The sequence below is a fragment of the Streptomyces sp. MB09-01 genome (assembly GCF_033794505.1).
Taxonomy (GTDB): domain Bacteria; phylum Actinomycetota; class Actinomycetes; order Streptomycetales; family Streptomycetaceae; genus Streptomyces.
Genome location: NZ_JARAYQ010000038.1, coordinates 1 through 12,519, shown reverse-complemented (window position 1 = coordinate 12,519; position 12,519 = coordinate 1). Strand labels below are relative to the sequence as shown.

The window sequence follows — 12,519 nt, the reverse complement described above, 5'->3', positions numbered from 1 at the left end:
TGGTGGGTGTAGCTCAGTTGGTAGAGCACCTGGTTGTGGTCCAGGTGGCCGCGGGTTCAAGTCCCGTCACTCACCCTGCGGGAAGGCCCCGGTCGCGAGAGCGACCGGGGCCTTCTGCGTTCCTACGAGGATTCGCGGATCACCAGCCGGTTCGGCAGCACGACGGACGCCTCGTCCGTCTCCCCGGCGATCCTCGCCAGCAGCACCTGCGCCATGGTGCGGCCCATCTCCTCGATCGGCTGCCGGACGCTGGTCAGCGGCGGATCCATGTGCCGGGCCACCACCGAGTCGTCGAAGCCGACCAGCGCCACGTCCTGCGGTATCCGGCGGCCGGCCGCACGCAGCTCCCGCAGGGCGCCCGCCGCCATGACGTCCGAGGCGGCGAAGACCGCGTCGAGGTCCGGGCGGCGTTCCAGCAGCTCGCGCATGGCCCGGCGGCCGCCGTCCTCGGTGAAGTCGCCGACCGAGATCAGCATCTCGTCGACCTGGTGTCCGGCGGCGGCCAGGGCCTGCCGGTAGCCGTCGAGGCGGCACTGGGCCCCGTACACGTCCAGCGGACCGGTGATCGTGGCGACCGTGCGGCGGCCCCGCGCGAGGAGGTGGCGTACGGCCTCGGCCGCGCCCGCCAGGTTGTCGGAGTCCACGCAGGGGAGCGTCTCGGCGGCGGAGCGGCGGCCGCTGATCACCGTCGGGATGCCGAGCTCGGCCAGCAGCTCCGGCAGCGGGTCCCCGGCGTGGACGGAGACGAGCAGTACGCCGTCCACGCGGTGCCCTGACAGGTACTGGGCGAGACGGCGCCGCTCGCGGTCGCTGCCCGCCAGGGTGAGGACGAGCTGGACGTCGGTCTCGGCGAGGGCGGCGCCGACCCCGCGGACCACTTCGGAGAAGTAGGGCTCGGCGAAGAAGCGGGCCTCGGGCTCGGGGATCACGAGGGCGATGGCGTCGGTGCGGTTGGCGGCCAGCGCACGCGCGGCACGGTTCGGTACGTACCCCAGCTCCGCCACGGCCGCCTCGACGGCGGCCCGGGTATGCTCGCTGACCTTGGGAGATCCGTTGATCACCCGGGAGACCGTGCCGCGCCCTACCCTGGCGCGCGCCGCGACCTCCTCCAGCGTGGGCCGTCCCCCGCTGCGCCCGTGCCCGTTCATGGCTTCCTCCCGTTGTGAATCTACCCCTTGACGACTGTGGGAGCGCTCCCACACTGTGTCACAGAACACCCGGCACGTTCCGTCCTTCAGGGAGGATGCACATGCGAGCCCAAGCCCGAGTGCGAAGAAACCTCGTCACGGTGGTCACCGCGGTGGGAGCGGCCGCGCTGCTGCTCGCGGGATGCGCGCAGGACCCGGCCGAGAAGCCGGACGCCGGCTCCTCCGATGACGGCAAGGGGAAGACCACCCTCACCGTCGGGGTCTTCGGGGCCTTCGGCCTCAAGGAGGCCGGGCTCTACGACGAGTACATGGCGCAGAATCCCGGGATCCGGATCGAGCAGACCTCCATCGAGCGCAACGAGAACTACTACCCCCAGCTCCTCACCCACCTGGGCACCGGCAGCGGGCTCGCGGACATCCAGGCCGTCGAGGTCAACAACATCGCCGAGATCACCGCCACCCAGGCCGACAAGCTCGTCGACCTCGGCAAGGCTCCCGGCGTCGACAAGGCCGCCTACCTGCCGTGGAAGTGGGCGCAGGGCACGGCGAGCGCGGCGAAGGGCGGGGCCACGGTCGGCCTCGGCACCGACATAGGCCCGCAGGGCATCTGCTACCGCAAGGACCTCTTCGAAGCGGCCGGGCTGCCCACCGACCGGGCGGCGGTCGGGGCGCTGTGGGCGGGCGACTGGAACAAGTACCTGGAGGCGGGCCGGGCGTACAAGGCGAAGGCCGGCGACGGGAAGGCCTTCGTGGACTCGGCGTCGGGTGTGATGGCGGCGGTGACCGGCAGCAGCGCCCAGCGATTCTACGACGAGCAGGGCAAGGTCGTCTACAAGACCAACCCGGCGGTGCGCGGGGCCTTCGACCTGGCGGCCTCCTTCGCCACCGACGGGCTGAGCGCCAAGCTCCAGCAGTTCACCCCCGGCTGGGACCAGGGCTTCGCCAACGGCTCCTTCGCGACGGTCTCCTGCCCGGCCTGGATGCTCGGCTACATCCAGGACAAGGCGGGCCCGGCGGGCAAGGACAAGTGGGACGTGGCGCAGGCGCCGAAGCCCAGCAACTGGGGCGGCTCCTTCCTCGTCGTGCCGAAGGCGGGCAAGCACGCCGAGGAGGCGGCGAAGCTGGCGGCCTGGCTGACGGCGCCGGCGCAGCAGGCGAAGCTCTTCGAGAAGCGGGGCAGCTTCCCGAGCGCAAGCGCCGCGTACAAGCTGCCGGCGGTGTCGGGCGCGCAGCACGCGTACTTCGGCGGCGCCCCGATCGGCGAGATCTTCGCGAGGGCGGCCGAAGGGGTGCCGGTGACGGTGGTCGGCCCGAAGGACCTGGTGATCGCGCAGAACCTGGCGGACATCGGCATGCTCCAGGTCGACCAGAAGGGCCGGTCGCCGCAGGAGGGCTGGGAGGCCGCCGTGAAGGCGATCGACAACGCCCTGGACCAGTGAGGCGCAAGTGACGGACGAGACCGCTGTCCTGTCCCCTTCCGCCGTCGGCCCGCAGCGGCCGGCGGCGGAGGGGGGCGGCCGGGGCCGGCCGGGCCAGGTGTGGCGCTCGCGCCGCTACCGCTGGGACCTGCGCTTCAGCCCGTACGCCTTCGTGGCGCCCTTCTTCCTCTTCTTCGCCGCCTTCGGGCTGTTCCCGCTGCTCTACACGGGCTGGGCGGCGCTGCACCAGGTGGAGCTGACCGATCCCGACAGCATGACGTGGGTGGGGCTGAGGAACTTCACCCGGCTGTGGGACGACGAGTTCTTCTGGAACGCGCTGCGCAACACCTTCACCATCGGGCTGCTGTCCACGGTCCCGCAGCTGGCGATCGCGCTCGGCCTGGCCCATCTGCTCAACTACAAGCTGCGCGGGTCCGCCTTCTTCCGGGTCGCGCTGCTGACCCCGTACGCAACCTCGGTGGCGGCCGCCACCCTCGTCTTCGTACTGCTCTTCGGCCGGGACTACGGGATGATCAACTGGGCGCTCTCGGCGGTCGGTTTCGGGGCGGTCGACTGGCAGAACGGCACCTTCGCCTCGCAGTTGGCGGTCTCCACCATCGTGATCTGGCGGTGGACCGGCTACAACGCGCTCATCTACCTGGCCGCCATGCAGGCCGTGCCGGGCGAACTCTACGAGTCCGCCGCGCTGGACGGGGCCTCGCGCTGGCAGCAGTTCCGCCACGTCACGGTGCCCTCGCTGCGGCCGACGATCCTCTTCACCTGTGTCGTGTCGACGATCGGGGCGACCCAGCTGTTCGGGGAGCCGCTGCTGTTCAACGGCGGGGCGGGCGCGACGGGCGGCTCGGACCACCAGTTCCAGACGCTCGGGCTGTACCTGTACGAGCAGGGCTGGGTGAACCTGCACCTCGGGCGGGCCTCGGCGATCGCGTGGGCGATGTTCCTGATCCTGCTGCTGATCGCGGGGGCGGCGCGGCTGCTGCGCGGACGGAAGGACTCCCGATGAGATCACTGCGCGCGGGCCGGCTCACGTACCTGGTGCTCGGCCTCTTCACGGCCGGCTCGCTCTTCCCGCTCGTGTGGACGGCGATCGCGGCCTCCCGGAACAGCACGCGTCTGGCCCAGACCCCGCCGCCGTTCTGGTTCGGCGGGAACCTGGGGCGCAACCTCCAGATCGCCTGGACCGACGCCAACATGGGCACCGCCCTGCTGAACACCGTGATCGTGGCGGGCACGGTCACCGCGGGCACCGTGCTCTTCTCCACCCTGGCGGGCTTCGCCTTCGCCAAACTCCGCTTCCGCGGCCGCCGGCTGCTGATGTCGCTCGTGATCGGGACGATGCTGATCCCGCCGCAGCTGAGCGTGGTGCCGCTCTACATGCTGGTCGCGCGGCTGTCGTGGACCGACCGGCTCCAGGCGGTGATCCTGCCGACCCTGGTGGGCGCCTTCGGGGTGTTCTTCATGCGCCAGTACCTGGTGCACGCGCTGCCGATCGAACTGGTGGAGGCGGCGCGCACCGACGGGGCGAGCTCCCTGCGGGTCATGTGGCACGTGGTGTTCCCGGCAGCACGGCCGGCGATGGCGGTGCTGGGGATGCTCACCTTCGTCATGGCCTGGAACGACTTCTTCTGGCCGATCGTCGCGCTGACCCAGAACGGCAGTCCGACGGTGCAGGTGGCCCTGACGGGGCTGGGCCGGGGCTACATACCGGACCAGTCGGTGATCATGGCGGGCGCTCTGCTGGGCACGCTCCCGCTGCTGCTGGTGTTCATCGTCTTCGGCCGCCAGATCGTCGGCGGCATCATGCAGGGAGCGGTCAAGGGATGACGGACATGCGATTCCCCGAGGGGTTCCTCTGGGGCACGGCCACGGCTGCCTTCCAGATCGAAGGCGCGGCCGCCTCGCGCGGGCCCTCGATCTGGGACACGTTCTGCGACACGCCGGGGAAGGTGTACGGCGGGCACACGGGCGAGGTGGCGGTCGACCATCACCGGCTGTGGCGCGAGGACGTCCGGCTGATGGCCGAACTGGGGCTCGGCGCGTACCGGTTCTCGGTGTCCTGGCCGCGCGTGCTCGCCGGCGGGATCGGCTTCTACGACGTACTCGTGGACGAGCTGCTCGCCCACGGGATCACGCCCTGCGTGACCCTCTACCACTGGGACCTGCCGCAGGAGCTGGAGGCCGCCGGCGGCTGGCCCGAACGGGAAACGGCCTACGCCTTCGCCTCGTACGCGGCCCAGGTCGCGGAGGTGCTGGCCGACCGGGTGGAGCTCTGGACCACGCTCAACGAGCCCTGGTGCAGCGCCTTCCTCGGCTACGCCTCCGGGGTGCACGCCCCGGGCCGCACCTCCCCCGCCGACTCGCTGCGCGCCGCCCACCACCTGAACCTGGCCCACGGCCTGGCCGCCGCCGCCCTGCCCGCCCGGTCCCGGGCCGGCATCGCGCTCAACCCCAGCGCGGTGCGGCCGCTGACCGGCTCGGCGGCCGATGCGGACGCCGCGCGCCGTATCGACGCGCTCGCCAACCGGATCTTCACCGGTCCCCTGCTGCACGGTGCCTACCCGCAGGACCTGCTCGCGGACACGGCCGCGCTGACCGACTGGTCCTTCGTCCGCACGGGCGACGAGGCGCTCATCCACCAGCCGCTGGACTTCCTCGGCGTGAACTACTACACGCCTGCGGTGGTGTCGGCGGCCCCCGGCGAGGACGGCCCGCGCGCCGACGGCCACGGCGGCACGGCCCACTCCCCGTGGCCCGCGGCGGACACGGTGGCCTTCCACCAGCCCCCGGGCGAGCGGACCGACATGGGCTGGTCGATCGACCCGACGGGCCTGTACGACCTGCTGATGCGCTTCACCCGGGAGGCGCCCGGCCTGCCGCTGCTGGTCACCGAGAACGGCGCGGCCTACGCCCCCGACCTGCACGACCCGCTCCGTATCGCCTACCTGGAGGCCCATCTCGCCACCGTCCACCGCGCCTTGGCGGACGGCGCCCCCGTCGAGGGCTACTTCCTGTGGTCGCTGCTGGACAACTTCGAGTGGTCCTACGGCTACAGCAAGCGCTTCGGCATCGTGCACGTCGACTACGAGACCCAGACCCGCACCCCGCGCTCCAGCGCCCACTGGTACGCCCGCCTGGCCCGCAAGGGTGTGATGCCCGCGGGCTTGTAGATTCGGCCCCATGCGCCTCACCACGCCGCCACGCCCCCTGGACGTGGAGTCCCTCTTCCCCGAACTGGCACCCCACCGCCGTACGGCGACCCGGTTGCACCCGCGCGCCGGGGCGACCGGAGTGCACGACAGCCACATCGGCGGGCCGATGCTGTGGCCGGCCGACGAGCCGTGGCCGGTGTGCGAGGCCCCGCACGGGCGCGGCGCGGCGGCGGGCGGCCCCCGGCCGCTGCTGGCCGTGGCCCAGCTCTACGGCCGGGACGTGCCGGACCTGCCCGCCGGTCCCGACGGCGGCGACCTGCTCCAGCTGTTCTGGTGCCCCTTCGACGCGCACGGGCCCACAGGGGCGGGCATGTACGTGCACCTGCACTGGCGCCGCGCCGCAGAGGTGCGCCAGATCCTGGACGAGCCGCCGGCCCCCGGTCCGGTCGGCTTCGACGGCTACGTGCCGAGCCCCTGCGTCCTGCACCCGGAGCAGGTCACCGAGTACCCGTACATCGAGCTGCTCACCGGAGCCCTCGGCGCACGTGTCGAGGAGTGGGAGGACGCCCAGGAGGAGGCCGCGTACGAGGCCGACGGGAGCGAAGCGGACGGCGAGGGTGACGGCGGCCCCGTGCCGAGCTATCAGTGCGACCTCTCCATCGCCCCGGGCTGGAAGGCCGGCGGCCACGCCGCGTGGAACCTCACCGGCCCCGGGTCGATGGACTGCCGCACCTGCGGCTCGGCGATGGACCTGCTCCTGACGATCGCAACGCACGAGTGGCAGGCGGACGGTACGAGCTGGATCCCGCTGGAGGAGCAGCCGGACGACCGCACCCGCACTCCGACCGGAGTGGTCGTCGGCAACCACGGCAAGCTCAACATCTTCACCTGCCCCCAAGACCTGTCCCATCCACACCGGTTCAGCGTGCAGTAGTCCGGCCCGGCGGGGCGTGCGGCGGTCAGCGGAAGGCCGGGACGGAGCGGGCGGCCCAGTCGGCGAACGGGCGGGGTGCGCGGCCCAGGATCTGCTCCACGGCGGGGCTCGGTATCAGCTCGGCGGGCAGCGGTTCGCCGAGGATCCCCAGGGTGCCCTCCACGACCGGCTCCGGCATGAAGGTCAGCATCTGGGCGCGGGCCTCCTCCCGGGTCTGTTCGACGAACCGGACGGGCTCGCCCAGGGCCGCGGATATCGCCTCGACCCGGTCCCTCGGGGTGACCAGGGCGGGCCCGTTGAGCTCGTAGGTCCGGCCCGTGTGGCCGGGGTCGCGCAGGACCGCGGCCGCGACCTCGGCGACATCCGCCGGGTCGACGGTCGGGAGCCCGATGTCGCCGAACGGCGCGGCGGCGGTGCGCCGCGTCCGGATCGTCTCGGCCCAGGCGTAGGCGTTGGAGTTCAGCCCGCCGGAACGCAGGACCGTCCACTCCAGGCCGGCCCCGCGGACGGCCTCCTCGAACCGTGCGGGATGGCGGTAGACCTCCGGGCGTGTCCCGACGCCCTGGGACGAGAGCAGGACGACCCGGCGCACCCCGGCGGCATCGGCCCGTTCGAGGATGCCCTGCGGGTCCTCGCCGGCGACGAGCAGGAACAGCGCCTCGGCCCCTTCCAGCGCGGGGCGCAGGCTCTCCGGCTCCGCGAGGTCGCCCTGGTGGTGGCGGACCCCGTCGGGCATGTGCGCCGACCGCCGGGAGACTGCGGTCACCTGCTCACCGCCCTCGGCCAGAATCCGCACCAGTTCGCGTCCCACGTTCCCGGTCGCACCTGTTACCACGATCACGACGAGCCCCCTGCGAGTAAGTTAGTTGACTGACTTAACTCGACCATAGCTCCCCTCCGATCACTCGTCTACAGTCAGTCAGGTGACTGACTCAAAGAAGTCCCGGCGTACGTCCGGCAAGCGGGAGCGCTTGGCGGCCGCCGCGGCCCAGGTGCTTCACACACAGGGCATCGCCCAGACCACGCTCGCGGACATCGCCCAGGCGGCGGAGGTCCCGGTGGGGAACGTCTACTACTACTTCAAGACCAAGGACCAGCTCGTCGAGGCCGCGATCGACGCACACGCGCAGACCCTGGGGGGCCTGCTCGGCACCCTCGACGAACTCCCCACCCCCCAAGACCGCCTGAAGGCCCTGCTGAACGGCTGGGTCGAACAGCGCGAGCTCACCGCCCGGTACGGCTGCCCCACCGGCACCCTCGCCTCGGAACTCGACAAGCGCGCCGACGGACTGGACCAGTCGATCGCCGCAGTCATGCAGACCCTGCTCACCTGGGCCGAGCACCAGTTCCGGGAGATGGGCCGCGCCGACGCGCGCGAGCTCGCGGTCGCCCTGATCGCCGCCTACCAGGGCATCTCGCTGCTCACCAACACCTTCCGCGACCCGGAGCTCATGACCACCGAGGCCCGACGCCTGGAGCGCTGGATCGACTCCCTCACCTGAGGCCGTGCGCCGCCGCACTCAGGCCGCGAAGGCGTCGGCGTGGTCCTTCACCCAGGTCTCGAACGTGCGGGCCGGATGCCCGGTGAGGCGCTCGACGGCGTCGGTGATCTCGACCGGGAGACCGTCCGAGGCGGCCCAGAAGTCGAGCAGGGCATCGGCGTAGGGGCCGGGTATGTAGCCGTCGACCTCGGACTTCCACTGCTCGGCGGAGACTGCCTCGAAGGGTATGGAGCGGCCGAGCACGTTGCCGAGTATCGCGAGCTGGGTCGCGAAGGTCAGCGACTGCGGGCCGGTCAGGGTGTAGGCGCGGCCGGCGAGGGCGGAGTCGGTGAGGACGGCGAAGGCCGCCTCGGCCAGGTCGGCCTCGTGGACGGGGTCGCAGTAGGCGCCGGGGTAGGGCAGGTGAACCGGGCGGCCCGACTTCACGGACCAGGCCCAGCCCTGGGCGTTGCTCGCGAAGGAGCCCGGCCGCAGCAGGGTGGTGCGCAGCGGGGAGGCCGACAGGGCCTGCTCGACGGCGAGGTGGGACGCGGACAGCGGGCTGCCGGCGGCGTCCGGGGCGAGCACCGAGGAGGAGGACAGGAGCACCACGTGCTCGACCCCGGCGGCAATGGCCTCCTTGACGAAGGCGTCGATGCCGGCCGCCTCGGCGTAGAGGAAGACGGAGCGGACACCGGCGAGGGCGCCGGGGAAGGTCGTCGGATCGGTGAGGTCGCAGTGGACCGCGCCGGGAGTGCCCCGCTCACGCGACCCGAGGCGGTACGGAACGCCGCGGGCGTCGAGGAGGGCGCAGAGGCCGCGGGCGACCGCACCGCGGCCGCCGGTGACGAGAATCGACATGACTGGTTCCTCATCTGGAGTTGGGGATAGAATCCATACGTGGCACAGATTCTGTGCGACACATTCTCTGCGTCACACAGATAAATCTGAAGCATGGAGGAGCCGATGTCAACCGATCCCACTCGTACGGGTGGTGCGGAATGGAGCCGAGCCGAGCTGCTCGCGCGCATCGTCACCGAGAGCCAGCGGCACTACGCCGACTACTCCCTCTTCAACCAGGCGATGGCCGACCACGTCGGACTCCACCCCACCGACATGCAGTGCGTCGCCCTCCTCGACATGGAGCCCGAACCCGTCAGCACCGGCGACATCGCCCGCCTCACCGGACTGACCTCCGGTTCCGCCACCCGCCTCGTCGACCGGATGGTCAAGGCCGGCATCGTCCAGCGGCACGCCGACCCGAACGACCGCCGCCGCTCCCTCGTCTCCCTCTCCCCCGAGGCTCGCGAGCGGATCGGCGCGGCATGGGACACCCCCGGCCGCGCCTTCGGCGCCGTACTGGAGAGCTACTCCGACGCCGAGCTCACCGTGATCGCCGACTACCTCCACCGCGCCGCCGAGGTCGGCCGCGCCCAGGCCAAACGGCTCACCTCGGGGGAAGCCGGCTGACGGCCGGGAACCGGACACGCCCTGCGACCGACTGACCCACCGCCGCGTCCCGGGGGCTTCCGAAGGCGGCGTTCCGGCACTACGGTCCCGCCCAACGGGCAACAGCGCGCGCCGGAGAAACGGGAGGGTCGGCGTGCGGTCGGAGGTTGTCCGTGTCCCAGCCCCACCCCACGCCCGTCCCCACACCCGCGCCCGCGCCCGCACCACCCGCGGCCGCGGCCGGCGGCTTCCGCCGGGTGTTCGCCCTCGGCGGTACCGCCCTCCCCCTCTACGCGTTCCTCGCCCGGCTCCCCGCCGCGCTCTGCCCCGTCGGGACGCTCCTGCTCATCAACGCCCGCGACGGCATCGGCGACGCCGGCGCCGTCGCCGCGGCCCTCTGGTTCGGCCAGGCCCTCGGCGGCCCCCTCATCGGCCGGCTCGCCGACCGGCGCGGCCACCGCCCCGTCCTGCTCGTCGCCTGCGCCGCGAACTCCGCCGTCCTCCTCGCCCTCGTCGCAGCCGTCCTCGGCGGGCTGCCGCCGGCCGCCCGGATGGCGCTGGCCGTCGCCGCCGGGCTGACCGTGCCCCAGATCGGCCCACTGGCCAGGGCCCGTTGGGCACGGCTGGCCGGCGGGGACAAGAAGCTGCTCGGGTCCGCCCTGTCCTTCGACACCACCCTGGACGAGGTCGGATTCATGGTCGGCCCCGCACTGGCCGGGATCCTGGCCGTCACCGTGCACCCCGCCTCGGCGCTCGTCATCGCCGCCGCGCTGATGTTGGTGTTCGGCACGCTGTTCGCAGTGCATCCGACCGCTCCGGGCCCGGCGGTCGCGGCTCCGGCCCCGGCCGCCGCCACCCCCGGCGCGCGGGCCGGCGTAGGGCTGTGGTCGCCCGGGCTGGGCCTGCTGTTCGCGCTGGCGGTGCTGCAGGGGGCCGCTTGGAGCGGGGCGAACACCGGCGTCAACGCACTCGCCGCATCACTCGGCGAGGCGGGCGCGGCCGGCCTGGTGTGGGCCGCCATGGCCGTGACCAGCTCCCTCGCCGGCTTCGTCACGGTCTCCCGGCCCGGATCGGCGGACCTGACCGTACGGCTGCGGTGGACGATCGCCGTCCAGGCCGTGCTCACCCTGCCCCTGCTGGCGGTGTCCGGACTGTGGGGAGCCGCCTTCGCCGTCGCGGGCATCGGACTGGCCGTGGCGCCCCACCTGATCGCGCTGTTCGGCCTGGTGGAACGGGCCGGCCCGGCGGAGCGGATGGGCGAGGCCATGACCGTGGTCGGCAGCGGACTGATCCTCGGGCAGGCGCTGGCCGCGGCCGTTTCGGGGCTGCTGGCGAGCGCCCACGGCCATCGGGCGGCCTTCGCAGTCGCCTGCGCCGCGGCCGCCGCCTCCGCCGTACTGGCCCTGTCGTCGGCGGGAAGGACCGGTACGGGCCTCCCGCCCCACCAGGACCCCGAACCTCGCCAGGATCCCGGACCCCGCCAGGACGCCGGAGGCCGCCCGGCCCTCGGACCGCACCAGGAGCCCGCCCCCCACCAGGGCGCGAGGTCGCCGGCCGTCAGGACGGGGAGGACTCCATCGCCGCCAAGCCCTTCGCCAGGTCCTCGGCGTTCATGACGGGGCCGACCTCGAGCTCGGCGTTGAACTGCAGCAACATGTCCTCCATCAGCGCCGGCATGTGCGAGCTGTCCTGCAGGTCGAAAACGATCCAGCAGGAGCGGACGCCCTCGTGCAGACCGAAGTAGGCCGCCTCCGGCTTCACCTTGTCCATCAGCTTCTTCACCGCCTGGGGCAGCGAGCCGGTCTTGATGCCCTCGTTGCTGGCGGCCGTGTCAAAGTGCGCCCTGAGCATGACTCTCATGCGTGGCTCCTTCCGTCAGGCCCACCCTCGGCGCGGCCCGGGGGCGCGGCAACCCAAGCGCCCCCGTCCGTGCGGGGCCTGACGATCCGGACTGCGGTCCGGACTGCGCTCCGCCCTGCGGCCCGGCCTGACGGGGTCCGGGCCCGACGGGGTCCGGGCCTGGCGGCCGGCTGACCGGCCCGGCCTGACCGCCCGGACCCCTCAGCCGGAAGACGCCCCCTGGATGTGGAAGTTGAAGTCCGTGTGCCCGAGGGATCCCATCAGCCGGAGCCATACGGGGAGCAGCATCTCGGCGCCCCGGGCGGTCTCGATGCCCCCGAGGTCGCGGATGCTCCGCTCCGGCCAGCCGAAGGAGTGGAGCAGCTCCCGTACGGCCTTCTTCGCGTCCGCGTCCTCGCCCGAGAGGAAGACGCGGTGCTCGCCGGCGACCCGGCCCGGATCGACCATGACCAGGCAGTTCATCGTGTTGAGCGTCTTGACCACCCGCAGCCCCGGGAAGGTGCGCTGGATCAGCTCGCCCAGGCTGTCGGTGTCCACCGGGTCCAGGCGCGGCGGGAAGCCCCGCGAGAAGTCCAGCGGATTCGCGACGTCGATGAGGATCTTGCCGTCCAGGTGCGCGGCGTCCGCAGCCGTCAGCGCGGCGATGCTGACCTGCCCGCCGGTGGCGTTGACCAGGGTGTCGCCGTCGCGCGCGGCCTCCGCGAAGCCGGCGAGCCGCACCCCGGGCTGCCCCGCCTGCCACGCGGCGCGGCGCGCCCGGCGGTCGCCCCGGGGTCCCGGGTACCGATGACCACCTCGTGGCCCAGGGAGGCGAGCCGGGCGGCCAGCGTGCGGCCGACGATCCCGGTGCCGAGGACTGCGTAGCGCATGCCTGATTCCTTCCGATCGGCCGGGGGGCCCGGCTGGTCCAGGATTCCCACGTCGTGGAAGATCTAGGCGCGCCCCCGGTTACGTCGGCTGCCGCGCCGGCCACGGCCCGCCCGCCCCCCGCCGCCGGGACCGCCGAGGGTCCGGCCGTCCCGGCGGCGGGGGGCGGGCGGGCCGTGGCCGGCGCGGCAG

At 72.7% G+C, this 12,519-nt stretch carries 14 protein-coding genes and 1 tRNA gene; 9 read left to right on the top strand and 6 right to left on the bottom strand.

Features of this window, described 5'->3' with window-relative positions; genetic code table 11:
* Positions 1–2 precede the first annotated feature (2 nt).
* Positions 3–75: transfer RNA gene (locus PV721_RS11320), tRNA-His, on the top strand.
* A 47-nt stretch (positions 76–122) separates the two neighbouring features.
* On the opposite strand, the gene PV721_RS11315 is transcribed toward PV721_RS11320, so the two are convergent.
* On the bottom strand, positions 123–1,148 hold the full coding sequence (locus tag PV721_RS11315; protein ID WP_319722926.1) for a LacI family DNA-binding transcriptional regulator: 1,026 nt from the start codon (positions 1,146–1,148) through the stop codon (positions 123–125).
* Positions 1,149–1,249: 101 nt separating this feature from the next.
* Here PV721_RS11315 and PV721_RS11310 point away from each other — a divergent pair, with 101 nt between their 5' ends.
* The 5 genes from PV721_RS11310 to PV721_RS11290 are packed head-to-tail and all read left to right on the top strand — an operon-like array spanning position 1,250 to position 6,670.
* Positions 1,250–2,587, top strand: a complete 1,338-nt coding sequence (locus PV721_RS11310) for an ABC transporter substrate-binding protein (protein ID WP_319722925.1) — start codon at positions 1,250–1,252, stop codon at positions 2,585–2,587.
* Between the two features lie 7 nt (positions 2,588–2,594).
* On the top strand, positions 2,595–3,590 hold the full coding sequence (locus tag PV721_RS11305) for a carbohydrate ABC transporter permease (protein ID WP_416371075.1): 996 nt from the start codon (positions 2,595–2,597) through the stop codon (positions 3,588–3,590).
* Positions 3,587–4,411 (top strand): carbohydrate ABC transporter permease, encoded by an 825-nt coding sequence (locus tag PV721_RS11300; RefSeq protein WP_319722923.1) that lies wholly within the window; start codon positions 3,587–3,589, stop codon positions 4,409–4,411. The genes PV721_RS11305 and PV721_RS11300 overlap by 4 nt, the downstream gene beginning before the upstream one ends.
* Positions 4,408–5,754 (top strand): GH1 family beta-glucosidase, encoded by a 1,347-nt coding sequence (locus tag PV721_RS11295; protein ID WP_319722921.1) that lies wholly within the window; start codon positions 4,408–4,410, stop codon positions 5,752–5,754. Before PV721_RS11300 ends, PV721_RS11295 begins: the two co-directional genes overlap by 4 nt.
* A 10-nt stretch (positions 5,755–5,764) precedes the next feature.
* On the top strand, positions 5,765–6,670 hold the full coding sequence (locus PV721_RS11290) for a hypothetical protein (RefSeq protein ID WP_319722919.1): 906 nt from the start codon (positions 5,765–5,767) through the stop codon (positions 6,668–6,670).
* 25 nt (positions 6,671–6,695) lie between these two features.
* Here the strand turns inward: PV721_RS11290 and PV721_RS11285 are convergent, their stop codons facing one another.
* The gene (locus PV721_RS11285; protein WP_319722917.1) at positions 6,696–7,511 is read right to left on the bottom strand and encodes an SDR family oxidoreductase; all 816 of its coding nucleotides are present in this window, start codon (positions 7,509–7,511) and stop codon (positions 6,696–6,698) included.
* An 82-nt stretch (positions 7,512–7,593) separates the two neighbouring features.
* Here PV721_RS11285 and PV721_RS11280 point away from each other — a divergent pair, with 82 nt between their 5' ends.
* Positions 7,594–8,172 carry a TetR/AcrR family transcriptional regulator gene (locus PV721_RS11280; protein WP_319722915.1) on the top strand — a complete coding sequence of 193 codons (579 nt, stop codon included), beginning with the start codon at positions 7,594–7,596 and terminating at the stop codon, positions 8,170–8,172.
* 18 nt (positions 8,173–8,190) lie between these two features.
* Here the strand turns inward: PV721_RS11280 and PV721_RS11275 are convergent, their stop codons facing one another.
* Positions 8,191–9,012 carry an NAD(P)H-binding protein gene (locus tag PV721_RS11275; protein WP_319722913.1) on the bottom strand — a complete coding sequence of 274 codons (822 nt, stop codon included), beginning with the start codon at positions 9,010–9,012 and terminating at the stop codon, positions 8,191–8,193.
* 105 nt (positions 9,013–9,117) lie between these two features.
* Here PV721_RS11275 and PV721_RS11270 point away from each other — a divergent pair, with 105 nt between their 5' ends.
* Positions 9,118–9,621, top strand: coding sequence for a MarR family winged helix-turn-helix transcriptional regulator (locus PV721_RS11270; protein WP_319722911.1), 504 nt, complete (start codon positions 9,118–9,120; stop codon positions 9,619–9,621).
* A 152-nt stretch (positions 9,622–9,773) separates the two neighbouring features.
* Entirely contained in the window at positions 9,774–11,216 is a 1,443-nt protein-coding gene (locus PV721_RS11265; protein WP_319722910.1) for an MFS transporter, read from the top strand.
* Here the strand turns inward: PV721_RS11265 and PV721_RS11260 are convergent.
* From PV721_RS11260 to PV721_RS11250, 3 genes are all read right to left on the bottom strand, one after another.
* Complete coding sequence (locus tag PV721_RS11260) at positions 11,158–11,460, bottom strand: hypothetical protein (protein WP_319722908.1); 303 nt, start codon at positions 11,458–11,460, stop codon at positions 11,158–11,160. The two genes, PV721_RS11265 and PV721_RS11260, sit on opposite strands and share 59 nt — an antisense overlap.
* 201 nt (positions 11,461–11,661) lie before the next feature.
* On the bottom strand, positions 11,662–12,180 hold the full coding sequence (locus PV721_RS11255) for an NADP oxidoreductase (RefSeq protein WP_319722906.1): 519 nt from the start codon (positions 12,178–12,180) through the stop codon (positions 11,662–11,664).
* Entirely contained in the window at positions 12,093–12,329 is a 237-nt protein-coding gene (locus tag PV721_RS11250; protein ID WP_319722904.1) for an NAD(P)-binding domain-containing protein, read from the bottom strand. Before PV721_RS11250 ends, PV721_RS11255 begins: the two co-directional genes overlap by 88 nt.
* Positions 12,330–12,519: the final 190 nt, after the last annotated feature.

What these genes read in the sequence shown, in the direction of transcription:
- PV721_RS11315 (WP_319722926.1), bottom strand. Translation starts at nt 1,148, where the DNA reads ATGAACGGGCACGGGCGCAGCGGGGGACGGCCCACGCTGGAGGAGGTC.
- PV721_RS11310 (WP_319722925.1), top strand. Translation starts at nt 1,250, where the DNA reads ATGCGAGCCCAAGCCCGAGTGCGAAGAAACCTCGTCACGGTGGTCACC.
- PV721_RS11300 (WP_319722923.1), top strand. Translation starts at nt 3,587, where the DNA reads ATGAGATCACTGCGCGCGGGCCGGCTCACGTACCTGGTGCTCGGCCTC.
- PV721_RS11295 (WP_319722921.1), top strand. Translation starts at nt 4,408, where the DNA reads ATGACGGACATGCGATTCCCCGAGGGGTTCCTCTGGGGCACGGCCACG.
- PV721_RS11290 (WP_319722919.1), top strand. Translation starts at nt 5,765, where the DNA reads ATGCGCCTCACCACGCCGCCACGCCCCCTGGACGTGGAGTCCCTCTTC.
- PV721_RS11275 (WP_319722913.1), bottom strand. Translation starts at nt 9,012, where the DNA reads ATGTCGATTCTCGTCACCGGCGGCCGCGGTGCGGTCGCCCGCGGCCTC.
- PV721_RS11270 (WP_319722911.1), top strand. Translation starts at nt 9,118, where the DNA reads ATGTCAACCGATCCCACTCGTACGGGTGGTGCGGAATGGAGCCGAGCC.
- PV721_RS11260 (WP_319722908.1), bottom strand. Translation starts at nt 11,460, where the DNA reads ATGAGAGTCATGCTCAGGGCGCACTTTGACACGGCCGCCAGCAACGAG.
- PV721_RS11250 (WP_319722904.1), bottom strand. Translation starts at nt 12,329, where the DNA reads ATGCGCTACGCAGTCCTCGGCACCGGGATCGTCGGCCGCACGCTGGCC.